General features: G+C 37.3%; 27 protein-coding genes and 1 tRNA gene. 17 read left to right on the top strand and 11 right to left on the bottom strand.

Going from position 1 to position 25943, the window contains the following annotated elements; translation table 11 throughout:
- Positions 1-29 precede the first annotated feature (29 nt).
- The 3 genes from JO178_RS02960 (at position 30) to JO178_RS02950 (ending at position 4793) form a co-directional block, all read left to right on the top strand.
- Positions 30-2207: a TonB-dependent siderophore receptor gene (locus JO178_RS02960; RefSeq protein ID WP_291931383.1), complete on the top strand. Its 2178-nt coding sequence runs from the start codon at positions 30-32 to the stop codon at positions 2205-2207.
- Positions 2208-2482: 275 nt separating this feature from the next.
- Positions 2483-3754 (top strand): PepSY-associated TM helix domain-containing protein, encoded by a 1272-nt coding sequence (locus JO178_RS02955; RefSeq protein ID WP_291931380.1) that lies wholly within the window; start codon positions 2483-2485, stop codon positions 3752-3754.
- Positions 3738-4793 carry an alpha/beta hydrolase-fold protein gene (locus JO178_RS02950; protein WP_291931377.1) on the top strand — a complete coding sequence of 352 codons (1056 nt, stop codon included), beginning with the start codon at positions 3738-3740 and terminating at the stop codon, positions 4791-4793. Before JO178_RS02955 ends, JO178_RS02950 begins: the two co-directional genes overlap by 17 nt.
- A 76-nt stretch (positions 4794-4869) precedes the next feature.
- On the opposite strand, the gene JO178_RS02945 is transcribed toward JO178_RS02950, so the two are convergent.
- The 3 genes from JO178_RS02945 to JO178_RS02935 are packed head-to-tail and all read right to left on the bottom strand — an operon-like array spanning position 4870 to position 6163.
- Positions 4870-5331, bottom strand: coding sequence for a MarR family transcriptional regulator (locus JO178_RS02945; RefSeq protein WP_291931374.1), 462 nt, complete (start codon positions 5329-5331; stop codon positions 4870-4872).
- On the bottom strand, positions 5328-5747 hold the full coding sequence (locus tag JO178_RS02940; protein ID WP_291931371.1) for an EVE domain-containing protein: 420 nt from the start codon (positions 5745-5747) through the stop codon (positions 5328-5330). Before JO178_RS02940 ends, JO178_RS02945 begins: the two co-directional genes overlap by 4 nt.
- Positions 5741-6163, bottom strand: coding sequence for a polyketide cyclase (locus tag JO178_RS02935; RefSeq protein ID WP_291931369.1), 423 nt, complete (start codon positions 6161-6163; stop codon positions 5741-5743). The genes JO178_RS02940 and JO178_RS02935 overlap by 7 nt, the downstream gene beginning before the upstream one ends.
- 111 nt (positions 6164-6274) lie before the next feature.
- Here JO178_RS02935 and JO178_RS02930 point away from each other — a divergent pair, with 111 nt between their 5' ends.
- The 7 genes from JO178_RS02930 (at position 6275) to JO178_RS02895 (ending at position 10814) form a co-directional block, all read left to right on the top strand.
- Positions 6275-6787, top strand: coding sequence for a methylated-DNA--[protein]-cysteine S-methyltransferase (locus JO178_RS02930; protein ID WP_291931366.1), 513 nt, complete (start codon positions 6275-6277; stop codon positions 6785-6787).
- 78 nt (positions 6788-6865) lie between these two features.
- Positions 6866-7630, top strand: coding sequence for an isocitrate lyase/phosphoenolpyruvate mutase family protein (locus JO178_RS02925; RefSeq protein ID WP_291931364.1), 765 nt, complete (start codon positions 6866-6868; stop codon positions 7628-7630).
- Positions 7631-7633: 3 nt separating this feature from the next.
- The gene (locus JO178_RS21490; protein WP_365865701.1) at positions 7634-8677 is read left to right on the top strand and encodes a methylated-DNA--[protein]-cysteine S-methyltransferase; all 1044 of its coding nucleotides are present in this window, start codon (positions 7634-7636) and stop codon (positions 8675-8677) included.
- A gap of 29 nt (positions 8678-8706) precedes the next feature.
- Complete coding sequence (locus JO178_RS02910; protein WP_291931361.1) at positions 8707-9309, top strand: DUF2911 domain-containing protein; 603 nt, start codon at positions 8707-8709, stop codon at positions 9307-9309.
- A gap of 2 nt (positions 9310-9311) precedes the next feature.
- Positions 9312-9839 carry a GNAT family N-acetyltransferase gene (locus JO178_RS02905; protein ID WP_291931358.1) on the top strand — a complete coding sequence of 176 codons (528 nt, stop codon included), beginning with the start codon at positions 9312-9314 and terminating at the stop codon, positions 9837-9839.
- Positions 9836-10198 (top strand): cupin domain-containing protein, encoded by a 363-nt coding sequence (locus JO178_RS02900; RefSeq protein WP_291931355.1) that lies wholly within the window; start codon positions 9836-9838, stop codon positions 10196-10198. The genes JO178_RS02905 and JO178_RS02900 overlap by 4 nt, the downstream gene beginning before the upstream one ends.
- A 235-nt stretch (positions 10199-10433) precedes the next feature.
- A complete protein-coding gene (locus JO178_RS02895; protein ID WP_291931352.1) occupies positions 10434-10814 on the top strand; it encodes a PEGA domain-containing protein in 381 nt (126 codons plus the stop codon).
- A 91-nt stretch (positions 10815-10905) separates the two neighbouring features.
- On the opposite strand, the gene JO178_RS02890 is transcribed toward JO178_RS02895, so the two are convergent.
- From JO178_RS02890 to JO178_RS02865, 6 genes are all read right to left on the bottom strand, one after another.
- Entirely contained in the window at positions 10906-11649 is a 744-nt protein-coding gene (locus JO178_RS02890; RefSeq protein WP_291931350.1) for a dienelactone hydrolase family protein, read from the bottom strand.
- Between the two features lie 131 nt (positions 11650-11780).
- Positions 11781-13457, bottom strand: a complete 1677-nt coding sequence (locus tag JO178_RS02885; protein WP_291931348.1) for a S41 family peptidase — start codon at positions 13455-13457, stop codon at positions 11781-11783.
- 11 nt (positions 13458-13468) lie between these two features.
- Complete coding sequence (locus tag JO178_RS02880) at positions 13469-14185, bottom strand: outer membrane beta-barrel protein (RefSeq protein WP_291931345.1); 717 nt, start codon at positions 14183-14185, stop codon at positions 13469-13471.
- Positions 14186-14416: 231 nt separating this feature from the next.
- Complete coding sequence (locus JO178_RS02875; RefSeq protein ID WP_291931341.1) at positions 14417-15028, bottom strand: HAD family phosphatase; 612 nt, start codon at positions 15026-15028, stop codon at positions 14417-14419.
- Positions 15029-15175: 147 nt separating this feature from the next.
- Positions 15176-15601 carry a hypothetical protein gene (locus JO178_RS02870; protein WP_291931338.1) on the bottom strand — a complete coding sequence of 142 codons (426 nt, stop codon included), beginning with the start codon at positions 15599-15601 and terminating at the stop codon, positions 15176-15178.
- A 95-nt stretch (positions 15602-15696) separates the two neighbouring features.
- Entirely contained in the window at positions 15697-16128 is a 432-nt protein-coding gene (locus tag JO178_RS02865; protein ID WP_291931335.1) for a type I restriction enzyme HsdR N-terminal domain-containing protein, read from the bottom strand.
- Positions 16129-16135: 7 nt separating this feature from the next.
- Here JO178_RS02865 and holA point away from each other — a divergent pair, with 7 nt between their 5' ends.
- The 7 genes from holA (at position 16136) to JO178_RS02830 (ending at position 23784) form a co-directional block, all read left to right on the top strand.
- Complete coding sequence (gene holA, locus JO178_RS02860; RefSeq protein WP_291931332.1) at positions 16136-17173, top strand: DNA polymerase III subunit delta; 1038 nt, start codon at positions 16136-16138, stop codon at positions 17171-17173.
- Between the two features lie 194 nt (positions 17174-17367).
- A complete protein-coding gene (gene trxB, locus JO178_RS02855; RefSeq protein WP_291931329.1) occupies positions 17368-18309 on the top strand; it encodes a thioredoxin-disulfide reductase in 942 nt (313 codons plus the stop codon).
- A 427-nt stretch (positions 18310-18736) separates the two neighbouring features.
- Positions 18737-19114, top strand: a complete 378-nt coding sequence (locus JO178_RS02850; protein ID WP_291931327.1) for a VOC family protein — start codon at positions 18737-18739, stop codon at positions 19112-19114.
- A 247-nt stretch (positions 19115-19361) separates the two neighbouring features.
- Positions 19362-19449, top strand: a tRNA-Ser gene (locus JO178_RS02845).
- A 365-nt stretch (positions 19450-19814) separates the two neighbouring features.
- On the top strand, positions 19815-20408 hold the full coding sequence (locus tag JO178_RS02840) for a Crp/Fnr family transcriptional regulator (protein WP_291931324.1): 594 nt from the start codon (positions 19815-19817) through the stop codon (positions 20406-20408).
- A 53-nt stretch (positions 20409-20461) separates the two neighbouring features.
- Positions 20462-21607, top strand: a complete 1146-nt coding sequence (locus JO178_RS02835) for an FAD-dependent monooxygenase (protein ID WP_291931315.1) — start codon at positions 20462-20464, stop codon at positions 21605-21607.
- A gap of 740 nt (positions 21608-22347) precedes the next feature.
- Positions 22348-23784, top strand: a complete 1437-nt coding sequence (locus tag JO178_RS02830; RefSeq protein WP_291931310.1) for a tail fiber domain-containing protein — start codon at positions 22348-22350, stop codon at positions 23782-23784.
- Positions 23785-23911: 127 nt separating this feature from the next.
- On the opposite strand, the gene JO178_RS02825 is transcribed toward JO178_RS02830, so the two are convergent.
- Both JO178_RS02825 and JO178_RS02820 read right to left on the bottom strand, forming a co-directional pair.
- A complete protein-coding gene (locus JO178_RS02825; RefSeq protein WP_291931306.1) occupies positions 23912-25033 on the bottom strand; it encodes an agmatine deiminase family protein in 1122 nt (373 codons plus the stop codon).
- A 69-nt stretch (positions 25034-25102) separates the two neighbouring features.
- Positions 25103-25927, bottom strand: coding sequence for an AraC family transcriptional regulator (locus tag JO178_RS02820; RefSeq protein ID WP_291931303.1), 825 nt, complete (start codon positions 25925-25927; stop codon positions 25103-25105).
- Positions 25928-25943 lie beyond the last annotated feature (16 nt).

The following is a 25943-nucleotide window of genomic DNA, read 5'->3' as shown; positions in this document are numbered from 1 at the left end:
ATTTTGTAAAACGAAAACTTAATTATAAAATGAAAAGAACAATTATTTCTGCAGCTGTATTAGCCGTATCGATTATGAATGCACAGGAAACAGATACGATTAAAGTAGCTGAAATACAGTCCGTCTCTCTGCAGGGAACTCATAATTACCGGACCAAAAAATCCGAATCTGTAGCCAGACTTCCTCTGGAAAACCTTGAGAATCCTACCGTTTACAATCTTGTTCCTAAGGAAATTATCAGCGAAATGGGAGCTACGGATTTTAATACGGCAATGGCTTCAGCTCCCGGAGTAGTGGTAAGCAATAGTGTAAATGACAGCGGAAATGATATTTTTCTCAGAGGGTTCAGTTCCAATGCAAGTTTTAGAAACGGGCTGATTCAAAACCCAAGGGTACAGTCAGAAATAGCAAATGTCGAAAGAGTAGAGGTGATTAAAGGGCCTTCAGGAACCTTATTCGGCGGAACGCTGGCTAATTACGGAGGTGTGGTAAATATAGTGACTAAAAAACCACAGGAAAACTTTGGCGGAATTATCAACTATACCACAGGAAGCTGGGGAATGAGCCGCATCACAGCGGATGTGAATACCCCTTTAAATAAAGAAAAAACAGCATTAGCGAGATTCAATATAGCTGCGTATTCTCAGGATTCTTTCCAGGATGCAGGATATAGCAAAGGAGTCTTCTTCTCAGGGAGTATTTTATATAAAGTTAATGATAAAACAACTGTAACTTTGGATGCAGAATTTCATGCGCCGGAAAAAACACTTAATGCGTATGTGAGAAGATCCGAAAACTTAACCTTACATTCCATGAAGGACCTTGCAGCCATCCATGGCAGGTCATTTACCAGTAATGACGTCGGATCGAAGAGAACCAATTTTGTGACCATGGCTGAAGTTACCCATAAATTCAATGATCAGTGGACTTCCAGAACATCTTATCAGAGAGGAGAGGCTAATGAAAAAGAATCTATTTTTTTGGTATTAAACTACAAAGACAATAATTCGGTGAGCAGAAGTATTCGCCCTTTTGATAATTATAAAATCACAACAGATAATATTCAGCAAAATTTTATTGGCGACTTTAAAATTGGTAATTTAAGAAACCGTTTGGTGTTAGGATTGGATTATTTCCAACAAACCAGCAAAAATCAATATCCGGTATATCAAGTAGGAAAAAATCCATCTTCTGCATTCGTTCCCTATCCTTTAAACGGTATTATTGCCCCCAATGGAACTAAACAGGAAGAAGATGTTGTTATTTTAAATTCTACATCACCATGGGCCCCTATTTCACGTGATATTATCAAATCACTTCCAAGAAACGGAACTATGTTCGATATTAATAAAGTGACTACCTTCAGTGTATATATATCAGATGTATTGAATATTACTGATCATCTATTGGTAATGGCAAGCTTGAGAATGGACAATTATAAGAATGAAAATCTGATCACTAACGGAGCCGAAAAGCAGGGTGAGTATAAACAAACTCAATTGGCTCCTAAATTCGGATTGGTTTATGAAATTGTTAAAGACCAGGTTTCATTCTTTGCTAATTATGTGAATGGATTTAAAAACGTAGCCCCTCAACGAGATCCGAGAAATACAAATGTTTTTATAGAATACAAGCCTGAACAGGGGAATCAGTTCGAAGCCGGATTTAAGCTGGATTTATTAGGTAAAAAATTACTGACTACGGTAAGCTATTATAATATGAAAATTAAAAACCGTTTGATTGCTGATCCTTCTATTGACGGATTATATATCCAGGATGGGAATATCAAAAATCAGGGTTTTGAAATAGATCTTGTTGCCAATCCGGTGAAAGGCTGGAATATTGTTGCGGGATATGGGTTCAATGATAATAAATTTGATGACAGAAGCCCGGATGCCGGAAAAAGAAGCGCCTGGTCACCTAAACATGTAGCCAATTTATGGACAAGCTATAAGATTACGGGAGGAAACTATGAAGGAATAGGTTTTGGAGCAGGATTTAATTTCGTAGATAAAACATATATCAATATCAAAAACCATTTCCTGGCGCCGGCTTATACAACAGTGGGAGCTACTGTTTTCTATGATAAGAAAAAATACAGAATCGGTCTGAAAATGAATAATGCTCTAAATGAAACCTATTGGAATTTCTACGGACAGCCTCAGAAACCAAGAGAATTCCTGGCCAACTTTGCATTTAAATTCTAATACCTTGTAAAAACAATAAAAGGTTGCTTCAAGCTTAGAGTATCGGTTGTTGGAAAAAATGAAGATACAGAACATAATGTAATATGATGTTTTTTACCACGAATGCACGAATTATTTTATGAGTGCATTTGTGGCTATATAAAAAATCTTACAGTGATTACTGAAAATCTTAGATTTTCTTGCGCCTTAAAAACCGTATAACATGTTGCATTATTGTGCCTTTGCCTCTTCCCAACAACAATGATAATAAAGAAGTTACCTCCTATGATTTAGATATGGAAAATAAAAAAACTAACCCCAGGAAAAAACAGGGAAAATCCCTGACCAAAAGAATTACAGGATGGCTCCATCTCTGGCTCGGACTTGTTTCCGGCATTATTGTCCTTACCGTTACGCTTTCAGGAACGGTTTTCGTCTTCTGTGACGAAATTGTAGATCTTTGTGCAGGAAACGCCAGATATATTCAGGTTCCGGCTCATGTAAAAAAAATGTCTCCTGAAGAACTCTTAGCTAAGTTTCAACAACAGGTTCCGGACAGGAGAGCTTTCTATTTTGATACGTACAAAGAAGCAGACAGAACATTCCGTGTAGCTTCAGCCACTAAACCGCCGAAAGATGAAAATACTGAAAAAACAGAAAAACCTAAAGGAAAAGGGCGCGGGCCAAGAGGTGTTTTCGCTTACCACTATCTTGATCCGTACACTGGAAAAGTAACGGGTTCTACCAAAACTTACGAATTTTTCTATGTGGTAGCGCATATTCATGCTCAGTTGCTTGCAGGTAAATTTGGAAAAACACTAGTGGGAGTGGCTTCCATTATATTCTTCATCCAGCTAATCAGCGGGTTGATTCTCTGGTGGCCTAAAAAATGGAATACCACAACAAGAACTACCGCATTCACAATTAAATCAGGAACGAAATGGCGCAGAAAGAATTACGACTTTCATAATGTTTTCGGCTTCTATTCCCTTTTACCTGCCTTATTTATTACGATTACAGGACTGATTATGGCGTATAAAGTGTTGGCTGATCTTACCCAGATTACCTTCGGCGGGATTGCTGATGCCCATAAGATTGCAGAAAAGTATGAGCCAAAGTATGATCCGGATAAAAAAGCATTGTCATTCAATGATTTTATAAACCGAAGTTTCAAAGAAATTCCTCAGGCAAAACAGGTCAGAATGAGTGTGCCACGTAAGGATTCCGCAACGGTTTATAATGTAACGGCTGCTAAGTTTATAGGCTTAAAAAGTATTGTTGACGGGAAAAGCAAAGAAGTCAATAAATATACCGGAAATGAAATTAATTACCCTAAAGAAGTATTGATGCATGAAGTAATTGAGCATATGAATTTTGATCTGCATGTAGGCTATTGGGGCGGAATGTTTGGTAAAATATTCACTTTCATAGTAGGGCTTATCTGTACAAGTCTTCCGGTTACGGGCTTCCTGATCTGGTGGGGAAGAAGAAACAAATCACCGAAAAAAAATAAAGAAATCAAAAATATTCATCAACATAGAAAAGAACATTATGAACAACTGGTTTAAATTTTTATATCTCTCCGTATTTTTATCATGTACATTCGGTAAAGCTCAGGATAAAGTAGTAATAGGAGAGAAGCTGACTTTGTTTTCAACAATTTTAAATGAAAACAGGGAGATCTGGATTCATCTCCCTAAAACATATGATGACAAGAGCATTAATCCTGCACAATACCCGGTTATCTATTTATTAGACGGAGAAATCAACTTTGAGTACTATGCAGGTATGGCAGATTTTCTCGCCAGAACTCCTTACGCAGATATTCCGGAATCCATCGTGGTAGGAATCAAAAATACAGAACGTACCAGAGATCTTACTCCCACGAAATCACAGAAGAAAAGTCCGGTAAATCCTAATGTGATTCTTTTTGCAGATAGCGGCGGAAGTGAGAATTTTACCAGGTTTCTACAGGAAGAGCTTAAGCCTTTTATCCATAAAAACTACAGGACGCAGGCTTACTCTGTCCTGGTAGGACATTCTTTCGGAGGTTTATTTGCAATCAATACTTTCCTTGCCCATCCTGATTATTTTAATGCCTATGTCGCCAATGATCCAAGTTTATGGTGGGACCAGAAAGTAACCATTTCAAGAACAAAAGATTTTTTGGAAAAGAATAAGAAATTTCCGGCTCATACCTCTCTTTATGTTTCCCAGGCAGATAATGAAGAACAGCAGAAAAACTGGAATTCCGATATGACACAGGCTATTGAAGAATTCAAAGAGATTGTAGAGAAAAACGGCTCACTGAATTATAAACATCGTTTCTTTGAAGGGGAAGTTCACGGTACAGTCTCTTATCCTGCTAACTACGAGGCGCTGAAATTTGTATATAAAGGCTTCAGAACAAATATAAAACAACTGGCAAAAGAACCTCAGCTGCTGGAAAAAGAATATAACCTATTTTCAGAAAAGCTGGGTGTCGGATTTAACCCTTCGGAAACCTATCTGAATGTAGTCATTAAGTTTATGAAAAGCAATGATTTTAAAAATGCAGAAAACTATTTTATCAATCTTAAAAGCCGGCTTTATCCAAAGAACAGGTAATCCGGAATAATAAGTTACATAAAATCATCAAAACCATAAACTCAAAGGAGCTTATGGTTTTGTTTTTTCCTGCCTGTTAATGGATTTGATTTTTTAATAAAATCTGCAGATTTTGATTAAAAGTATTCTGTGACGTTTGTAAGAGTGCAAAAAAATCCTGATCAAATTTTTCGACAGCAATAACAGCTTTTTTTATTGTTTTTTTCCCTTTTTCCGTTATTTCAATCGTTTTGGCTCTGGTATCGGTTTTGTGCTCCTGTCTGCTGATAAGCTCTTTCTTTTGCAGAGTTCTTACTACCTGTGAGGTCGTCATCGGATCAATTTTCGTATGATGGGAAAGGATAATCTGAGTGACGTCCGCTTTCTGAATAGTCAGCCAGTGTATACTGGCTAAGATGACAAACTGAGAATGGGTTAAGTCAAAAGGCAATAGTATTTTTTTTATTTCCCTTTGCCAGAGATTGGTCACCTGCCATAATAAGAAGCCACTGCTGTCTTCAGCTTTCTCTACACTAAATGTATTATCTTTTGAACTCATTTTTGAAGCATTTTTGAAGCAATTAAATTAAAATCTTTTTCAGAAATTTCAAAATGTCCGTACCGGAAAGGATAGCCCCAGAATTTTTTATCCGCAATGAAATCAAGCTGATCAATCAATGGGATAATTGAAGATTCCTGACAATTATAAAATTCTATATTTCTCCTGAATGGAATAAAAGTTTCCGTCATTTGAAAAGAATAGGTTTCATCATCAGTTACTTTTCCGATGGCAGTAAAATGCTGTAACTTTTCAGTACTGCTCATCTTTATTCTGGATGAGTAGATGATAATAAAATCACCCTTTTTCATTCTTTGTAACGGTGCTTTCTTACCATGACAGACCTGTATGAAACCCCCATTAACACCATGTTCTGTATGCTCTTTAGATACAGATGCCATCCAGTATTTTACCATATCAGTTTGGCATTTTTGATTTGACACTCAATATCTTCCGGTAGTTTTTTTACAATATCATCTGCCACCAGTTTGATCCATACTTTAGATAATAACCCTTTAACGCTCATTGTGACTGTAATTTTTAAACCATCTTTTGTTTCTTCATATAGATGTTCACCATACATTTTTGCTAAAGGAAATGAAGTTAAATCAGTGAATTTTTGATTCCTTATAATGTCAATAAGCTTAATTTTTACTTTGGGAGCTCCTTTAGGTTTCAGAATAAAATACTCACCAATCTTAAATTCTCCCAGTAATTTTGAATATTCAACGCTGTCATCCCAGTCTTTCCAATGATCAATATCTGTCGTTAATTTCCAGATTTGTTCTTTAGTAATTTCTTTTGTGATTACTGAATACGATTTTTTCCACATGATATTTATTTTTGTAAGCACAAATACAATAAGTGCACTTATTAAATCCAAATGATGAATAAAATTATTTTTCGGTTTAGAAAATTCTAAAAAAATACTAATTTTAATCTGATGGAAATCATATATCAAAAGAACATAGAAACTCCGCTTGGAGAAATGATTGTCTGTGCGGTAGATCAGGGAATCTGCCTGTTGGAATTTACAGACCGGAAAAATGTTGAAAAACAACTTACATCCCTGTCAAAATCTCTGAAAGCGGAAGTGGTACAAAAAGAGCACTTCCTTTTTAAACAGCTTGAGGAGGAGCTGAAAGAATATTTTGATGGAAAAAGAAGCCGGTTTAATGTACCTTTATTTACAACAGGAACTGAATTTCAGGAAAAAGTTTGGCAGCTGCTAAGGGAGATTCCGATAGGTGAAACAAGGACTTATAAACAACAATCCGAGTTTTTAGGAAATCCTAAAGCCATACGCGCAGTAGGAACAGCCAATGGGATTAATAAAATTGCAATCCTGATCCCCTGTCACAGAGTAATCGGTTCCAAGGGGGAACTGGTGGGGTATGCAGGCGGAATTTGGAGAAAACAAAAACTATTGGAATTAGAAGGTGCAATTCTGTTGTAAGAACAGGATGAAAAAATACATGTTCATTTTCCGGTTGCAGGCTCATTCACTCTATTCCTACCTTTGAATAAAAAAATAATGATCAGTTTTAAAAAATTACATCAGGGTAAAGAACCTTTATTATTAGGTAATGTATGGAATGTGCAAAGTGCAAAAGCCTTAGAGAAATCAGGGTACAAGGCATTGGCAACTTCAAGTTCTGCCGTGGCGCTCAGCCTGGGATATGAAGACGGAGAGCAGATGAGCTTCGACGAATATTTTTATATCATTAAAAGAATCAGAGAATCCGTTTCAATCCCCTTATCCGTAGATCTTGAATCAGGGTATGGCCATACAAACGATATCATTACATCCAATATTCTGAAACTTCAGAAAACGGGTATTGTAGGAATTAATCTGGAAGATACGTATGTAGCAGAGGGAGAAAGAAAGCTTCTGGATAGAAATCTTTTTGCGGATACAATGGAAGATATCTTTTTGAGACTAAAGGAAAAGCGAAGTGAAGTATTTATCAATATAAGAACTGACCCTTTTTTGTTGGGACTTGAAAATGCACTGGAAGAAACCCTGAAGAGAGTTGAATTATTCGAAAAATTAGGGGCAGATGGTATTTTTGTGCCGGGAATGACTGCTGAAAATGATATTAAGACCATAGTGAATGCCACGGCTATTCCCGTTAATGTAATGTGCCTTCCTGACCTTCCTGATTTTAAAACCCTTCAGTCTCTGGGAGTTAAAAGAATTACGTCAGGTGCTTTTTTAAACAGGCATATTTATAGGGAACTGGAGATAATAAATAAAAAAATTATGGATCATAAAAGCTTTTCAGCTCTTTTTGCTTAATACATGAAACTTACAGAAAAAATAATGTACGAAGCATCTTATACCAAAGATGTTTCTTTTGAAGGTATATTCTGGATGGGAGTAAAAACGACCGGAATATTCTGTCGCCCAACCTGTACGGCCCGAAAACCTAAGTTTGAAAATGTAGAGTTTTTTTCCAATACAAAAGAAGCAATACTGAAAGGATACCGCCCCTGTAAAGTCTGTAAACCTTTGGAAAATCTTCATGCAACACCTCCGCTTATCAAAGAATTGCTGCGGGAAATTTCTGAAGAACCGTCACTGAAACTTAAAGATTACGATCTTGTAAAAAGAGGTCTGGAGCCGGCTACCGTTCGCAGATGGTTTCTGAAACATCATGGAATTACTTTTCACGCTTTTCAGAGAATGTCCAAGCTTAATACAGCATTTAAGAAGCTTCAGCAAGGAGAATCTGTCACCGGGGTAGCCTTTGATACAGGATATGAAAGTCTCAGTGGCTTCAATGAGAGTTTTAAAAATATTTTCGGGGTATCCCCTAAAAATAATAAAACGGAGAAGATCATTGATCTTAAAAGAATTGAAACAATGCTTGGAACTATGGTGGCATGTGCAGATGAACACGGAATCTGCCTGCTGGAGTTTTCTGACCGGAAAGCATTGCCTACAGAACTGAAAGGAATTTCGAAACATTTTAATGCTAATATTGTACAGGGAGAAAACCCTCATTTCATAACGCTGGAAAAAGAGCTCTCAGCATATTTTGAAGGCAGAAGAACAGTATTTACCGTTCCACTTTCTCCTGTAGGAACGGCTTTTCAGAAGGAAGTCTGGAAGATCCTGCAGGAAATTCCTTACGGTAGAACAAGAAGCTATCAGGAGCAGGCTGATAGGTTAGGGAATCCTAAGTCTGTAAGGGCTGTAGCTCATGCTAATGGTTTAAATAAGATCTCTATTATTATTCCCTGTCACCGTGTGATTGGCAGTAACGGGCAGCTTACAGGGTACGGCGGAGGAATCTGGAGAAAACAAAAATTATTGGAATTAGAGAAAGTGATTTTGTTTTGATTTTCGTAATTTTAGGGAAAAATTTACACGTGAAAAAGTTATTAGTTGCACTTTGTATTTCAGTTTCAGCGTTCAGTTTTGCTCAGGACTATTCTGTTCCTGCAGTAAGCCCGCGTCAGAAGGTAGAACAGCAGTTTTCAATGTCTAAAATTTCCATCGACTACGGAAGACCGGGAGTAAAAGGGCGTAAAATTTTCGGAGAGCTTGTTCCTTACGGACAGGTTTGGAGAGCGGGAGCTAACTCATCTACAAAAATTACATTTGGACAGACCGTTAATTTTGGTGGTAAAAATGTTCCGGCAGGAACGTACGGGTTATTCATTGTTCCTACTGAAAAAGAATGGAAAGTAATTTTGAATAAAGATTTCCAACAGTGGGGTGCTTATACTTACGACCCGAAACAGGATGTAGTAGATGTTACAGTGCCAGTGAATAAATTGGCTGACAAGCAGGAATGGTTTGAAATTACTTTGAATCCAACAGATGAAAACACAGGGAATCTTGTGATCAAATGGGATATGAATCAGGCTGAAATTCCGTTGAAACCAGCGAAATTAGATACCGTAATCAAGATTTCTGATAAGTTGAAAGAAATCCAGAAAATAGAATCAGACTCAAATAAAAAAGGCTAAGAATGAATTTTTCTGTTCAGCCGGTTTTAGAGAATGAAGAATTTCAGTTAATCCCCTTACAGCAAGGGGATTTTGAATCTTTATATGAAGTAGCTTCCGACCCGAAGGTGTGGGAGCAGCATCCCAACAAAGATCGTTACCAGAGAGACGTATTTGAAAAATTCTTTCAGGGAGCTATGGAGAGCGGAGGAGCTTTTAAAATTATTGAAAAAGCTACCGGAAATGTATTGGGAAGTACCCGTTACTATAATTTTGATGAAAATGATCATCATATTTTCATCGGCTATACTTTTTACGGAACAAAATCATGGGGTAAGGGAATCAATCCGCAGGTAAAAAAACTGATGCTTGATTATATCTTCCGATATGTAGATAAAGTTCATTTCCATATCGGGAAAGAAAATTTCCGTTCACAAAAGGCATTAGAAAGACTTGGCGGGGTAGAAATCGCAGAAGAGGAAGTCGCTTATTTTGCGGAACCTACAAGAACCAATTTTGTCTATGAAATTAAAAAAGAAAATTGGATATGAAAAAATATAAAATCCAGGAATCCCCCTTTGTAGTACCTACTACAGACGGAAAACTCATCGAAGAACACTGGGGGAATTCTACAGGAAATGCTAATGTTTCCATTGCTCATATGGTGGCTCCTCCGGATTGGAGTGAACCTCATCAGACTCCCGAATTTGACGAGTTTACCTATATTATTTCCGGGAAAAAACAATTTGAAATTGACGGTGAAATTGTAGTACTGGAAAAAGGGCAAAGCATCCTTATTGAAAAAGGAGCAAGAATTCGCTACAGTAATCCGTTTTCTGAACCTTGTGAATATCTTGCTATTTGCCTTCCTGCTTTTTCTATGGAACTGGTAAACAGGGAAGAAATATAATACTGTTTCCGTTTAGCAATACACGGGTATTATGGCCCAATACAGGTTTTTGAATGGCTGATTGTATTGAAAGATTAAACGGCGATATTTTTAAAAGACAAATGTCTCGGGCAGTGTCCTGAGGCATTTTTTATGAAAAAGCTTTATTTTTATAATGATCCGGAAGGTTTGTTCTTTTTTATCTGAATTTATTTTGTAAGTTCGCGGGCTTAAAAAAAATAAGTCTTAAGAATATATGAAGAACAATCTATCAGTTGTATTATTATTAGGTATCGGACTTTCTACAACTTCATGTGCAAGCATGTTTACAGGTACTCAGGATTCGATATCCTTTTCCTCAACTCCTGAAGGAGCTACAGTATTTCACAAAGGAATTGAGAAATGTACAACACCCTGTACCGTAAAAATTCCAAGATCATTAAGCAAACAAACCGTTAGTTTTGAAAAAGAAGGTTTTAACAATAAAGAAGTGAAGCTGACGAAAAATTTTAATGCGGTAACCTTGCTAAATATCCTTTTTGGAGGGGCTATCGGTGTCGGGATCGATGCTGCTACAGGATCTCTTACTAAATATTCTCCGAAAGAATATAAGGTGGAACTGGAAGCTCAACAATAATCAGTCTGAGGTAATAGTCTGACAATGCGCCAGTGCTTGTTCATCACGGAATTATGGGGATATTGTCAGACTATCAATTGTTGTGATACAACTATTTCAGAATCTCCTTCAGAAACATCAGCGTGTGGTTCCAGGCTCTTTTAGCCATCACTTCATTATAATCCGGTGATTTCGGATCGGTAAATGTATGCTTGGAATGCGCATAGGTAATCATCTGCCAGTCTGCATTTCCATCATTCATTTCTTTGATGAGGTTGCTGTAATCATCAGGAGTTACGCTCTTGTCATCTGCCGGATTTTCAATCAGAATTTTAGCGTTTAATTTTTCACTTTTACGGGTCTGATCTTTTGCCAGACTTCCGTGAATAGAAACAACACCTGCCACAGGTAAGTTCCCTCTTGCAGCTTCTAAAGCTCCCGTACCTCCGAAACAATAGCCAATGACTGCTGTTTTATCAGCAATTGCTCCGTTTTTTTTCAGTTGTTCTAAAGCCAGCGAAATTCTTTTTTGATATTCTGCATAATTCTTTTTATAATATCCTGAGCTCTTCGCAGCAGCTTCATTATCAGCCGGTATCTTTCCTTCACCGTAGATGTCTGCAATAAAAGCAATATACCCCTGCTTCTCAAGCTCAATGGCCGCCGTTTTAGCTTCTTCATCAATTCCCTTCCAGGCCGGAAGGATGAGAACACCCGGAAGTTTTTTTCCTGCATTGGAGGTGACTAAGCCGCTAAGTTTCTGTGAGCCGTCCGGATAGGAAACGGGTTTGAGTTTCTGACTGAAAAATGTTCCTGAAACCATCATGAAAGTAGTTAATAAGATTGAACGTATCATTATATTCTGTAATTGAGTTAATAGCAAAGAAAAATCCTCATCTAAATTAATAAAATATAAAATAGGATGAGGATTATTGTTTTAAATGGCTATTGAAATATAAGATATGCTCATACTGAAAAATTTTCTTCTTATTTTGAAGAAAGATATTTTACGGCTTCCTGCATAACGCGGTCTGCGAATGTGGCAGGACTGTATTTCATCTGCTGTATTTCTGCCTGGGTAGGAGGGGTTACATAAATGTCAGGTTTTATACCAATACCTTCGATAACATTGCCGTTAAGATCTTTGGAAGCCATGGTAGGCATCTTGAATCGAAGTAATCCGCCTGCAACGTCTTGAAAGTAGGCGCCTCCATTGAAATCATTGGGATTAGGATCGAGGCCGGCGGTTGCTCCTATACTGTAATCTCCGATAGAAATGACCTGAGATCCCTGGCTTTTTAACATCAGTGTTGACATTTCAGACATACTGGCACTTCCTTTATCCGTTAGAATCACAATGGGAATATTGTTAGGAATGCCAAAGGGATGAAGCTGGGTCTGTACCGGAACCCATGGAGTGTAGTTATACAGTCCGGTTCCTTCCTTGGTTCTCTGGTAAAAGGCTGTTGTTTTCCGGGTAATAAAACGATCCACAAAAAAACGGGTATCTACAATAGCACCCCCGCCATTTCCTCTCAGATCTATAATCAGCTTTTTAATATCTCCTTTGTGCAACGGATTAAAGAAGGATTTGTAAAGAGAACCATTGGTAGTAATTTTTTGGGTGGCATTCTGAAACTGAGACAATTGATATCCTGATTCTATCTGAATATCCATTTGTTGTGCAAACCACAGAATGTAAGGAATAGTTTCATTGCTCCATACGGAGGCATAGGTTGAAGCATCATTATAATTGACCAGGTTTTTGGATTGATTCAATAGCTTCTGGGCCAGCGTTATCAGTGAATCAGACATCACCTCGGTTTCGTTAAATGTTTTAACCTGCTGGTTAAAGGTTTTTATATCAGGAGAACCGAGAAAAGTATTCCACTGATTGAGAATATTTACCGTGAAATCTCTTAGTTTTTTTCGAACGGAAATATCTTTAATGGCATTCAGGTTTGCAGAAGTATCAATATCAGTTACACTTAAAAGAAGTCCATTGCCCGGATCAGGACTAAGATACTTATCAGCTAAGCTAAGCTTAACAGTAGAAGACAGCGTAAATTGATTATAAGTAAAATAATAAATATCCGGATTAACTTTCAGGTTTCCTGCCAGATAGGTAAGCGGCTCTTCATCTTTAATAGGATAGCTATTACTCAGCTTATGATCCAGCCTGTCTTTCATATAGCCATACTTATCATTAAAATCATAATAAGAGGGAGCAGGATTATTCATTCCTCCATGAAATGTATCGTAATCTTGAGCAGTGATAGGCATTGCAATGCCTACAATAAAATGCCGGTCAATAATAGGATTGATAATTTCTGTAAAATATTGTTTGGCCTTTTCATAGTCTTCCTTTACCAAGACGGGAGCTTGGGAAGCAGACCTGTAGGTTTTCAGTGCTTCAAACTTTGGATAATATTCTTTATAGATGGTATTCCAGTCTTTTCCGTCCTGTCTTTTCTGTTCATAAAAGTAATTGTAACGTTGTTCCATCACATTCCAGAATACTTTAAAAAGGTCGGCATAGGACTGTATATCACTGGCAGTATATCGCGATGCATCAGTGGTTGTGGGAAAATCTTCAACGCATGAACTCAATGTTCCTGCTGCAACAAAAAATAACAGGCTTAAACGAATTAGATTCTTTTTCATCGGTATATGTTTTAATTAAATTTATATGATGCTCCTACAGAGAACATATGGGAGCGGAGCGATTCTTTTCGGCTTTCATCCTGATTATCTTTATTGATATCGGAAATTCCATGCAGATAAGTATAGGAACCGTATACATCAAATTTTTTGAAAGAGTAGCCTATCTGGGCTTTTCCTATGATACCGTACCCCCAGCGGTTAAGCTGATTTTCATTGGCTTTGAAATCGTAAGTATCCGATACTTCTGTGTAATTAAAACTGCCGTCTTCCTGAAGTTCATTAAAAACAGGGTATCTGCCACTGATTTTTCTCGACAGCCAGTATTCCGAGTACATTCCGCCTGCTGCTTTCAGCCATACTCCCTGCGTTTCGTGAGGGTTGTTGAGGAGGTAGGCTCCTATCATTAGTGGTGCTGTTAAGAAATTGTTCGTGTACCTGCTATACCAGCCCGCATAGTTTCCTGTTCTCTGATATTCATAGTTCTTTTGCTGGAAGCCCAGCCCTACGGATGCAAAAAGGGATTTCCAGATCATGTATTCTCCGGACAGATTAATGCCCAAACCGATACGGCTTTTATACCTTGATTCTATCTGATTGGAAAGATCAGCATGCAGGCTGCTGGAGGTAACCCCTGCATCAAGAGCCAGATTAAAATGATGCTGAGCCGAAACAAATGTACCGAACGACAGGGCGCCTATGCTTGCGGCCCTGCATATTTTTTTTCTCATATTGTGAATTATTTAAATTTTGCAGAAACGAATGTAAAAAAAATAATCGTATTATTAATGTTTTTTGAAATGTAATACGTTGATTTTGTGTATTTTGAATTGTTTTGGATCTTGCTTTTTTTCGTTGATTAATTCATGATTGAGAATATTTAATAATGAATCTTTCTAAATGAAAAAAATCCTCAATTACTAATTGAGGATTTATAGAATATTATTATAAGTGAAAAAATATTAGATTTTCACACCTAATTGATCGAGTTCTTCTGTTAAATTCGTATTGGTTTGTACCTGAATGGTATGAAATCCTAAAGACTTTGCCATCTCGATATTCTTTGGATTATCATCAATAAAAACAGATTCATTCGCCTGAATATGATACCTTTCCAGTAATACATGCCAGATTTTCGGATCAGGTTTAATCAGTTTTTCCGTTCCTGAAACCACAATTTTACCATCAAATAGCTGGAAGAAATCATAATTTTCTAGTGCATAAGGAAATGTTTCAGCAGACCAGTTGGTGAGTCCGAATAAGTGATAGTCTGTATTTTTAAGCTTTCTAAGGACCTCTACATTCTGTGGGATATCACTTTTCAGCATCACGGCCCAGTTATCATAATAAGCTCTTATTTCTTTTTCCCATTCCGGGAATTTTCTAATCTGGATATCAGTGCCTTCTGCAAGACTTCGTCCTTTATCCTGTTCGTCGTTCCATTCAGACTGGGCAATGTTTTCAAGGAAATATTCCATTTTTTGATCATCATTGAAATATTCTTTGAAGAAATACCTGGGATTCCAGTCCATTAAAACCCCTCCGAAATCGAATATAATGTTCTTTATTTTCATCTTAATTATTTATACTTTAAAATTAGGTAATTTTTATCCTGAGAAGTTGTCTGCTGCTGTATTTTTTTTATTAAAGGGTAATTTTTTGCAGATTAAAAATAGTCAAATAAAAAACCGAAAGAGATCTTTCGGTTTATATTTTTAGTTTTATCCATGATGTCCGTCGTGATGATCATCGTGGCGGTCATTAAACCTTCTGTCGTGACGATCTTGTGGTCTGTCAAAGTGTCTTCTGTAATCGTTATCATATTTTAATCTTGGGTTTTGTCCGTGATAATAACGAGCATAAAATCTTTTGTACTGTTCGGCAGTCATGATTTTTTCCATGGCATAATATCGGTCTGTATACCATCTGTTGGGTGCTTTACCATACATACGGTTCCAGGAATTGTAATCGGGATAACGATTATTCAATATATTCAACTGATGTACCTGGTTGTTGTTTAAGCCAAGAAAAATGGCTACATCTCCCCAGTTGATAGAGGAAATACTTCCTCTGTAATCATTGTAATAATTTTGTGAAAAGCCTAATGTGAATATACCTAAGGCTGCCACAATTAATAACTTTTTCATAACTAAAACTGTATTTTAAAACTAATGATATAATACCCAAAAGCATACCATAGTGTTCATTTTTCAATACATTTTAGACACTCATTTCTTTGTCTTTAGTCTGGTCTGTAAAAGTGGTACTGCCCATCCTTATAATAGGCATTAATATGCTGAAGGCCATTGGTCAGAATAATTTCCTTTGCTCCGATGATTGAGTTGTATCGGGCTGTCTGTTCAAAAGTTTTTTCCGTTAATTTGATATGGGGAGCCTTGCATTCGATGAGGATTACAGGTTCTGTTTTTTCGGTCACCAGAAGGTCGATTCTTTTTGTTAAACCGTTTAATACGATTTTTTTTTCAGTGATCAAAGCTGATGCAGAATAGGATTTTACCGTGAGATAATAGTGCACCCAATGTTGTCTGACCCATTCTTCAGGAGTGAGCAGAAGATAAGTTTTACGAACCAAATCATAAATAAAAAACTTATCTTTGTCTTTCTTGAATTTAAAATCAAAAGTTTCCTGAAAATTCAGTTTTGGAAGTTCCATTATTAAGATGAAAGAATTAGATTTAATCCTCAAAAATATTAAAAATAAAGAAGTTTTACCTATTTATTTTTTCCACGGAGAAGAAGCCTACTTTATTGATGTTGCCGTAAAAGCTCTTGAACACAACTTTTTGGAAGAGGATGAAAAAGCCTTCAACCAAACGGTTACTTACGGGAAAGATACTTCATATCAGGAAGTTCTTTCTCTGGCAAGACAGTTTCCGATGATGGGAGATAAACAGGTGATTATTGTTAAAGAAGCACAGGATCTTAAATTCAATGAAGAGGAAAACAGAATTCTGGAAATGTATGTGGAAAATCCGGTGCCTTCCACGGTATTGGTTTTTGCCCATAAGCATAAAAAACTGGACAGCAGAAAAAAAGCTGCCAAAGCTTTGGATAAGAAAAATGCTTTGTTTCTGAGCGAATCTGTAAAGGAAAATAATCTTCCGAAATGGATTGCCGATGAATGCATCAAACTGAGTATTAAAACAGCTCCTAATATTTCTCATCTTTTGGCAGAATACCTTGGAAATGATCTTTCAAGAATTGCTAACGAATTAAATAAGCTTACAATTATTCTTAAAGATGGAGAGGTTCTGGATGGTACCATTGTTGAAAATCATATCGGGATCAGTAAAGAATATAACGTTTTTGAACTTCAGAAGGCCTTAGGAACAAAAAATGCCAGTGCTGCTTTTAAAATAGCTCATTATATGGGTAAGAATCCTAAAAATAACCCTTTTGTTATGTTGCTGGCTAGCCTGTACAACTATTTTTCAAATGTTATTATCTATCAGACGATGGCAGGCCAGTCTCCCCAAACAATCGCATCACAAATGGGCGTAAACCCGTATTTTGTTAAAGATTATGCGGAAAGTGCCAGATTATATCCCCTGAAACACGCTACAAGAGTCATTTCCATTTTACGGGAATTTGATATGAAAGGGAAAGGGCTGGGTGCAGTAAATATGGGAGAAGCAGAGCTGATTAAGGAATTGGTTTACAAGATTATCAATGTAGACAAAATTAAGATGAAAGTCTAAGAAGCAGATAAACAGGTGCTGCTGAAAAGTTGTAAGTTGTCAGCCTCTGATGCTTACCCTGCAATGCCAGATTCTCCATTGAGAATTCACATATCTGTTATTGACAAGTATCATTAAAATAACTTTAAAAAGACGTTAAAAATTCCGAAATTAGCAGTCTTAATTTAATTAAATCTTTTTCGAACAAGTAAATTATGGAGCAAAACATTTTAGATTGTGTGATCGTAGGATCTGGACCTTCTGGTTTCACAGCTGCTATTTATGCAGCAAGAGCAGACTTAAAACCTGAATTGTATACAGGTTTGGAGCCAGGCGGACAATTAACTACAACTACGGAAGTTGATAACTTTCCAGGGTATCCGGCGGGGATTACAGGTCCTGAAATGATGATGGATCTGCAAAAACAGGCAGAAAGATTTGATACCAAAGTTCATTATGAAATGATCACTAAAGCTGAGTTTTCCCAGGAAGTGGGTGGTGTTCATAAACTATATGCCGGAAATAAAGAGATTTTAGCTAAAACCGTTATTATTTCTACGGGAGCTACCGCAAAATATTTAGGCCTTGAAGACGAGAAAAAATATGCAGGGGGTGGCGTTTCAGCTTGTGCAACCTGTGACGGATTTTTCTACAGAGGGAAAGATGTTGTGGTAGTAGGAGCAGGAGATACGGCTGCAGAAGAAGCTACTTATCTTGCAAAATTATGCAGAAAGGTAACGTTATTGGTGAGAAAAGATGTGTTCAGAGCTTCGAAAGCAATGGTTCACAGAGTGGAAAATACACCTAATATTGAAGTTAAATTTCACCATGAGCTGATCGCTATTGAAGGAGAAAACAGCTTAGTGGAAAGAGCTGTGGTGATCAATAACCAGACCCAGGAAACATCTACAATAGATGTGGAAGGTATTTTCATCGCTATCGGCCACAAACCGAATACGGATATCTTCGTGGGGCAGGTTGATCTTGATGAAAACGGATATATCTTAACTGAAAAGGGTTCTTCAAGAACCAATCTTCCGGGTGTATTTGCTGCCGGAGACGTACAGGACCATATCTACAGACAGGCTATTACAGCTGCTGGAAGCGGATGTATGGCTGCAATGGATGCAGAAAAATACTTAGCTGAATTACACTAATATTTAGTTTTAAAATAATACAAAGCGTGCCCTAGGGTGCGCTTTTTTTATGAGCTGTGGTCCACTCTGTTTTTGCCGCTAATGCACAAATTTTAAATCATGCATTTTATGATATATACAAATTATATCTTTCAAAGGACGTCTTTATACCGTTTTAAAACAGGCCACATTAAGAATGTATTCGTGCATGAGTAGCCATTAAAAGTAGTATCCAATTTTATCGCAGATAAAATCCTTTGCGCCTTAAGACCATTTTTTTTATTGGTATTTGTGTCTTTGAGATTTTCCAACTATAAATTGATATTAATGTGAAATATTCAGTTAAATTAGTGAAATATATAATTAGTATATTGGTGTATTTGTGGAGCTGCAAAGAAAATGTAAATTTGTACTCTATTATCTATAAACTGAACAAAACGAATAAAAAATGAAAAAAGTAACAGCCATCGGTGGAATTTTCTTTAAATGTAAAGATCCTGAACAGGTAAACGACTGGTACAAAACGCATCTTGGTGTAGAAACCAGCCCTTACGGAGCGAAATTCGACTGGAAAGATGCCGGAACCGATAAAAAGGGATATACCCTGTGGAGCCCTTTTAAAGAATCTACTCAATATTTTGAGCCTTCGGAAAAAGATTTTATGATCAATTATCACGTGGAAAATATTGAAGCTTTGGTAGAAGAATTGAAAAAAGAAGGAGTTACTATTCTTGATGAGGTGGCTACCTACGAATATGGAAAATTTGTACACATCATGGATCCGGAAGGAAATAAGATCGAATTGTTTGAACCGGCAGGGGAGTAAAGTTTCATTTTCTTAATAATAAGACTTTTAAACAGTCGGATTGATCATAGGCTTTGGAGGAAAATCTCTTTGTTAATGGCAGATCTGACTTGTTTGTATCCGCTTTTTAATAGAGCGTGAAAAATAATTCCCTTGATTTCTAGTTCATTATTAATTTTTGTTAAAATTTGTTCTCTAAAAGTTTTGCAGAAATTAAAAATCGTTCTATATTTGCACCACTGAAAACAACGATATAATCGGAGTTTAGGGAGAGTTGGCAGAGTGGTCGATTGCGGCAGTCTTGAAAACTGTTGACTGTAACAGGTCCGGGGGTTCGAATCCCTCACTCTCCGCCAAGGGAGACGTTATAAAATATAACGTCTCCTTTTTTTGTATTCTATATTCTTTGACTTTCAGTTTGTTACATTGTTTTGATGTAATATAGAAAAGTGTTCGAGCTTTCCGATGTGGAGGTCTTAGGACGTTTTTTTATTTGAAACAAAATCAAAAAAATAACGAAATGGGGCTGTCAGGCTGGAAATAGTTTTAATTTTATTGTTCTTTTTTGATGGCGTTAAGAAGTGTAATAATGCAATCTTACAATAATTTATAATGATTGGATCGATTGTAAGATAAGGGCTCTGATTTGATTGATCTTTTTGGCAGCGTAGTTCTGGATATGTATATTTGAGAAAGATTCTTATAAGCTTCTTGATTTATCATGATTGATCATAATACCTTTAAAAAAACATTAGCTCAGGCACTTGCTGTGGATGCGTTTCGAATAGATACTTTTTATGAATTATTAGAGTTCAGAGAGCTGAAACGAAAAGAATTTTTAATTCAGCAGGATGAGTTTTGTCAGTTTATTGGATTTGTCATTAATGGGACGCTTCGTACTTTTTACGTCAATGAAGAAGGTAATGAGATCAATTTTCTTTTTCATTTTCATAACAGGCTGGAAGATATGGGATTCACAGATTTTGAAAGTTTTCTTTTACAGGAGAAGGCTAAACTCAGTATCCAAGCTTTAGAAAAATCATATGTTGCCCTGATATCACGTAAAAACTGGATGGAACTTACTCATAGTGATGAATACTGGCAGCTATTTGGGCGGCGGATGACAGAGGTTGTATATCTTGCTGCCAAGCACCGGATTGAAGAATTATTATATTTTACACCGGAAAACAGGTATCTCAAACTGATAGAGAATTATCCGGAAATTGTTTTGAAGTTTCCTCAGAAGTACATAGCAAGCTATCTCGGTATTCAGCCTCAATCGCTAAGCCGGATCCGCAAAAGGCTTATGCGTTAGAATTAAATATTAACTTTAGTGAACGTTTTTGGAGAATAGGGGCCTCTATATTTGTGGTATCAAAACAGCATGTTACGAAAGAAACAATCACAATTATAGGAGCTGGTATCGGTGGACTGGTAACGGCACTAACGCTCAGACAGCAGGGATATGCAGTCCATATCTATGAGGGAGCAACAGAAATAAAACCTGTTGGAGCAGGAATCATTATGGCGAATAATGCCATGCAGGTCTTTAAATCCTTAGGCCTTGATCAACAGGTTGAAAAGGCAGGTAACCGTATATCTGCAATGAAAATTACAGATAGTGATCTTAACGTCCTATCAGGGGTTGACCTGAAAGATTTTGAAAAGCAATATAAGGTTTGTAATACGGCTATCCATCGTGGAGTGTTGCAGCAGTTATTGGTAAAAGCATTAGGTAACGAGCATATAAGTTTATCAAAACGGCTGCTAAGAATAGAAAAAGAAGACGATTATCATCTTTATTTTGAAGACGGTTCTATAAATACGGCACGGTGGCTAATTGGAGCGGATGGTATACATTCTGTAGTACGCAAGCAACTGTTTCCTACAAGCAGTCTCCGTGATGCTAAGCAAACATGTTGGCGTGGAGTTAGTGAAATGGATTTGCCTGCAGCATATCATCATGAGCTTAATGAAGCTTGGGGAAAAGGAAAACGCTTTGGTTTTGTAAAGATAGGCCCGAATAAAGTCTATTGGTATGCATTAGTGAATGAGAATGCCAAGGAAAAAGATTTAACGAAAAGCTTCAGGGATTTTCACTCGGATATTCAGTCGATAGTTTCTCAATGCGGGGATAGTGCTATTTTTACCAGCAATATTGCCGATCTTAAGCCTATTGATTGCTGGCAGCAAGAGCAGGTATGTCTTGTAGGGGACGCTGCGCATGCTACAACACCTAATTTAGGACAAGGCGCATGTCAGGCCATAGAAGATGCTTATGTACTTGGAAAGCTTCTCGCCAAAGAACAAGATATACAGACTGCCTTTCAACAATATGAAGCAATACGCATGCCTAAGGCATTACAGGTCGTAAGCAGCAGTCGTATTGTGGGCCGCCTGGCGCATGTAGATAACCGTTTGGGAGTATGGCTGCGAAATAATCTTATGAAAAATATTCCAGCTTCTGCCAACCGGAAGCAGCTTGAAAGTATATTTAAACTGCAGATGGATTAGATTATTTTATAGATACTACCCAGAAGGGATGTAATGGAATACAAGTACCTATCAAAATAGGATATAATATTTTTTTTTTACATGAATTTAATCAACCTGCGATAGAAATGTAGCAGGTTTTTATTTTTAAGGTAGTAAAAGTTTGATAATTCCATGGTATATTATTCTATAGTGCTAATTCTCAGTGTTAAGTGAAAATTATTACTTTTGTTATCGAAGAATATTTTTTCGTATTTGAACCACCATTTTTGAACCTGCTATCGAAATATAGCAGGTTTTTATTTTCTTATAAAGGCTCAGCAAATGAGTTGATCAACAGAGATGAGAAAGATTTCCTGTTTTTCTTTTTCAGAGATGCTGTGATCTGTACAACAGATAAATTTACTATTTGTTTTCTCTATAAATATGTAATAATTTTTCTACAAGACGTGGAAAAATTATTACCTGTTTTTTTTCTTCAGGATTTCGGGAACGTCTAGTTTTGTATTGATAAAACGCTTCATCATGCAAAAAAAAACAAGATTTCTTTTCCATTTCAAATGTTCAGGAGTACAGAAAGTGTAGAATATTTATAAGGCTGTTATAGCCCTTCAATATTATTATGTACATAAAATATTGGGGTATCATTACACAATATACTTCCTGATCTGCTGAAGATTTTCAGTTGTATTTTCAGAGATCGGGCGTGAGAAATATACATTCATTTAAAACTATATAATTCGATCATGAGGTTTAAAAAATTGACTACATTATCAGTAGCTGCGGCGTTACTTTCCTATGGGATTACTGCTGCACAAAGTGTGGGGATCAATACGGCTCAGCCAGGTTCAACGCTGGATGTTAACGGGTCCTTCGCAGCAAAATACACCGCTGTGACTTCAACGACCTATGCAATGACTTCCGCAGATTTTTATATTGCTTATAACGGAACGGCAAACGCAGCTTTTACTTTACCGGCTGCTATATCGGGAACAGGTAATTTCAAAGGCCGTATGTATACCATCAAAAATAACACTGCTTTTAGTATTACCGTAAATCCGTCTCCTTCTGAAACCATTAATGGAAATACGACAACGACTATAGCACCCAATCAGAGTCTGCAGCTGATCAGTACCGGTCTTACAGGAGCTGTTTCTACCTGGGATATTTCATCAGCCACGACTGGTATAACAGCGAGTAATGGTCTCGGTATAGTGGGCAATGATGTGAGATTGGGGGGAATACTCTCACAAAATACAGCGATTGATTATCTGGATAAAGCTTTATATTTCAGAAGTAATGTGAACGGATTCGGGCTTACAGCATTCAGTAATGCCAATAACGGGGCGAGTGCCGGTACTCTTTTGCAGTTTACCAATGATGCCGGAAATGCTCTGAATATGTTTCTGAATTCTTCCACTAAAACAACAGATGGTGGTGCCAATGCGGGGACCATCAATAATGTGGCCGGTCCTCTTTTGGTTGCCGGAAATAATAATACAGCACAGGTTAAAGTAGGAACCGCAGGTCTTCAGTATTATTATAACAATACCACGGATAGCTGGGTAGATATTAACGGATTCGGTGATATCAATATGAACAGACCTGAAGATGCATCAGGAATTGGCGGAAACAGAATTGCCGCTACCAAAGGACATATTGATTTGAGTGGTTACAATACCCTGAACCCACTACAGCCGACTCAGATTTACCTGGGCAAAGACGGGTTTAAATACAGCTACAACGGCAGTACACAAACAACCATTGATGGTGTGGGAAATATTCACACCGGCGGAGCTGTTTTTTCAAACGGGGTACCTCTTACTTCGGATATGCGTTTGAAAACCCGGATTAAAGAAATCGGATACGGGTTGCGTACAGTTATGGCTTTGGAGCCTAAGCAATATGAATTATCAGACAATAAGGAGATTAAAGGCGGGAAACCTGTGGTAGATCCCACATTGAAGACACAGCATAGAATAGGATTCCTGGCGCAGGATCTGTATAAGCAGATTCCTGAAGCTGTTCATAAGCCCAAAGATGACAGCAAAGAAGCCTGGGCTGTTGATTATACAGTGCTTGTGCCTGCACTTACCAAAGCTATTCAGGAACAGCAGGCAGAGATAGAACGGCAAAATACAAAAATCAAAAAGATGGAGGCCGAAATGCAGGCCATCAAAAAAAAATTAGGGCTTTAGGATTCTAAAAACACGATAATTCTTTTATCAGGCAGGATTCTAGTGAAATTTCCCTCAGTTTCATTACAATCTGCAGATTTATAAAAAACCCTACCGGATTCCGGTAGGGTTTTATACTTTGATCATTTTATTGAGGTTGCTGCTGCGTAACACAATGAACCATTCCGCCATTGGCAAACAGGTTACGGCAATCTATGCCCACTACCTTTTTATCAGGATATAGTCGCTGAATAATCTGGTTGGCAACTGCATCATTAGGATCATTGTAATTAGGAACCAGAACGCGGTTATTCGTGATATAATAATTGATGTAAGATGCTTTACCTGCATTTTTGCCATAGGTAGTGATGACATCTTTTTTAGTCAGAGGCACTTTCACAAACTGATAGGTACTGTTGTTTTGTCCTGTAGCATTGTATAATCTGTCGATATCAGCATCAGGAACCTGCCAGTAAGCAAGATCATCAGGACTCATAGTGATAATTGTAGATGAGTTGGCAAATCTTGCAAATCCGTCAATGTGCATATCTGTGATATCCAGTCCTGCTTTTCCTTCCAGCCAGATAAATTTAGTTACCCCTAAGTTTTTGGTGAATATCGCCTCTGCCTGTTGTTGTGTCATTCCAGGGTTTCTGTTATTATTGAGGATAGAGCTTTTACAGGCCATTAATACTCCGTTTCCGTCAATTTCAACACTTCCGCCTTCATTGATCATGACCGAATTAAGGTCAACTTTAGGAATATGGGTGTCTGCTGAAATTCTGGAAGGGATTAGGTTACAGTTATTATATTCGGCTTTGTTGCCCCAGCCATTGAATCCCCAATCCTGAATAAACAACTTTCCGTTTTTATCCTTTACATAAATAGGTCCGTTGTCTCTTACCCAAAAGTCGTCCGTAGGATAAAGTTTAAAGTTTACATTGGTTAAAGGAACGCCTGCATTATTTAATAACTCTACAATTCGTTCTTTTTCCGTATTATCATAGGCAATAATATGAACCTTTTCACTCTGTACCAGTTCTTTCGTCATGGCTACCCAGGTGGGGTCGAGACGGTTCCGATAGGTCACACCATATTGATACTCGTGGGGCCATTGAAGCCAGGTTCCTTCATGGGGTGCTGATTCTTCAGGCATTTTGTAAAGGATTGTACTTTTGTCTGCTGTTCCCGCATTGTCAGTTAGTTCTGATTCAGCACAGGAAAATAAAATTAAAGATAATAGTAAAAGCATGATTTTCTTTTTTTGCATAATTGATCTGTTTTTGACAGGGCAAAATTAGATCAGGAAATATTTTCAAACTTGTCCGAAATTGACAACTTACTTCAGAGGCAGCAAAATATAAGTCAGCTGCTCTTCAGTTTGGTCTGCATATTTTGCATGTCTTTCATATTTTTCTATAATGGGGGTATGTGAAAATTCAAGTCCGGAACTAAAAATCCAGCGGGAATAAATTTTTGTATACGTTTCATCAATTGTGTCATAGCTGCCTTTGTGGGTAAAACGGACATATTTTCCTCCCAATATAGTTTTTGAGGGTAGCTTTGTATTATTAGACTGTATCGTAGAACAGGCATCGTACCGGCAGTTGATTTCCGTTCTGATCAATGGTTCATCTGCTATAACGCCAAAATATTCTGTGCCGGAAACAGGAAATTCATTGTGGATGAATTTTTCCCACAACACTTCAATTTCTTCATTATTATAATAGGTTTTTGTACTTTGATAAAACACCTGTATGGGTTTAAGATACACCATTTCAGGTTCTAATAAGACTTCTGATAACACCGGGATCATTTCATGACCGCAAAGCAGCTGTTCTTTACTTAATTTTGCGGTTTTAGGGGACATCCCAAAATGTTGTTTAAAAGCTTTGGAAAAGGAAGCTATATTGGCAAATCCTACTTCAACGGCGATAGATGTAAGGCTTTCCTGGGTGTAAAGGATTAGTTTATAGGCGTTTTCCACTTTTAGTCTCTGCTGAAAAGCACCTATGGTTTCTCCGCAACTGTACTTGAAAATACGTTGGATATTTCGGTAAGAATAATTTGAAATCTCTTCCAGATCCTTTACAGAAACCGGCTGATCATAATTTTTCTCCATAAAATTAATGACCCTGTAGATACAATTGAGTTGATCTTCCATAAGTAAGGGTATTTTC

This window comes from Chryseobacterium sp., from assembly GCF_019236175.1.
GTDB lineage: Bacteria > Bacteroidota > Bacteroidia > Flavobacteriales > Weeksellaceae > Chryseobacterium.
Note: the sequence above shows the minus strand (reverse complement) of the source record. Positions and strands in the feature narration are given on the sequence as shown.

Excerpts from the sequence above, each read along its gene's own strand:
- JO178_RS02960 (WP_291931383.1), top strand. The coding sequence starts at position 30 with ATGAAAAGAACAATTATTTCTGCAGCTGTATTAGCCGTATCGATTATG.
- JO178_RS02955 (WP_291931380.1), top strand. The coding sequence starts at position 2,483 with ATGGAAAATAAAAAAACTAACCCCAGGAAAAAACAGGGAAAATCCCTG.
- JO178_RS02950 (WP_291931377.1), top strand. The coding sequence starts at position 3,738 with ATGAACAACTGGTTTAAATTTTTATATCTCTCCGTATTTTTATCATGT.
- JO178_RS02945 (WP_291931374.1), bottom strand. The coding sequence starts at position 5,331 with ATGAGTTCAAAAGATAATACATTTAGTGTAGAGAAAGCTGAAGACAGC.
- JO178_RS02940 (WP_291931371.1), bottom strand. The coding sequence starts at position 5,747 with ATGGTAAAATACTGGATGGCATCTGTATCTAAAGAGCATACAGAACAT.
- JO178_RS02935 (WP_291931369.1), bottom strand. The coding sequence starts at position 6,163 with ATGTGGAAAAAATCGTATTCAGTAATCACAAAAGAAATTACTAAAGAA.
- JO178_RS02930 (WP_291931366.1), top strand. The coding sequence starts at position 6,275 with ATGGAAATCATATATCAAAAGAACATAGAAACTCCGCTTGGAGAAATG.
- JO178_RS02925 (WP_291931364.1), top strand. The coding sequence starts at position 6,866 with ATGATCAGTTTTAAAAAATTACATCAGGGTAAAGAACCTTTATTATTA.
- JO178_RS21490 (WP_365865701.1), top strand. The coding sequence starts at position 7,634 with ATGAAACTTACAGAAAAAATAATGTACGAAGCATCTTATACCAAAGAT.
- JO178_RS02905 (WP_291931358.1), top strand. The coding sequence starts at position 9,312 with ATGAATTTTTCTGTTCAGCCGGTTTTAGAGAATGAAGAATTTCAGTTA.
- JO178_RS02900 (WP_291931355.1), top strand. The coding sequence starts at position 9,836 with ATGAAAAAATATAAAATCCAGGAATCCCCCTTTGTAGTACCTACTACA.
- JO178_RS02895 (WP_291931352.1), top strand. The coding sequence starts at position 10,434 with ATGAAGAACAATCTATCAGTTGTATTATTATTAGGTATCGGACTTTCT.
- JO178_RS02890 (WP_291931350.1), bottom strand. The coding sequence starts at position 11,649 with ATGATACGTTCAATCTTATTAACTACTTTCATGATGGTTTCAGGAACA.
- JO178_RS02885 (WP_291931348.1), bottom strand. The coding sequence starts at position 13,457 with ATGAAAAAGAATCTAATTCGTTTAAGCCTGTTATTTTTTGTTGCAGCA.
- JO178_RS02880 (WP_291931345.1), bottom strand. The coding sequence starts at position 14,185 with ATGAGAAAAAAAATATGCAGGGCCGCAAGCATAGGCGCCCTGTCGTTC.
- JO178_RS02875 (WP_291931341.1), bottom strand. The coding sequence starts at position 15,028 with ATGAAAATAAAGAACATTATATTCGATTTCGGAGGGGTTTTAATGGAC.
- JO178_RS02870 (WP_291931338.1), bottom strand. The coding sequence starts at position 15,601 with ATGAAAAAGTTATTAATTGTGGCAGCCTTAGGTATATTCACATTAGGC.
- JO178_RS02865 (WP_291931335.1), bottom strand. The coding sequence starts at position 16,128 with ATGGAACTTCCAAAACTGAATTTTCAGGAAACTTTTGATTTTAAATTC.
- holA (WP_291931332.1), top strand. The coding sequence starts at position 16,136 with ATGAAAGAATTAGATTTAATCCTCAAAAATATTAAAAATAAAGAAGTT.
- trxB (WP_291931329.1), top strand. The coding sequence starts at position 17,368 with ATGGAGCAAAACATTTTAGATTGTGTGATCGTAGGATCTGGACCTTCT.
- JO178_RS02850 (WP_291931327.1), top strand. The coding sequence starts at position 18,737 with ATGAAAAAAGTAACAGCCATCGGTGGAATTTTCTTTAAATGTAAAGAT.
- JO178_RS02840 (WP_291931324.1), top strand. The coding sequence starts at position 19,815 with ATGATTGATCATAATACCTTTAAAAAAACATTAGCTCAGGCACTTGCT.
- JO178_RS02825 (WP_291931306.1), bottom strand. The coding sequence starts at position 25,033 with ATGCAAAAAAAGAAAATCATGCTTTTACTATTATCTTTAATTTTATTT.
- JO178_RS02820 (WP_291931303.1), bottom strand. The coding sequence starts at position 25,927 with ATGGAAGATCAACTCAATTGTATCTACAGGGTCATTAATTTTATGGAG.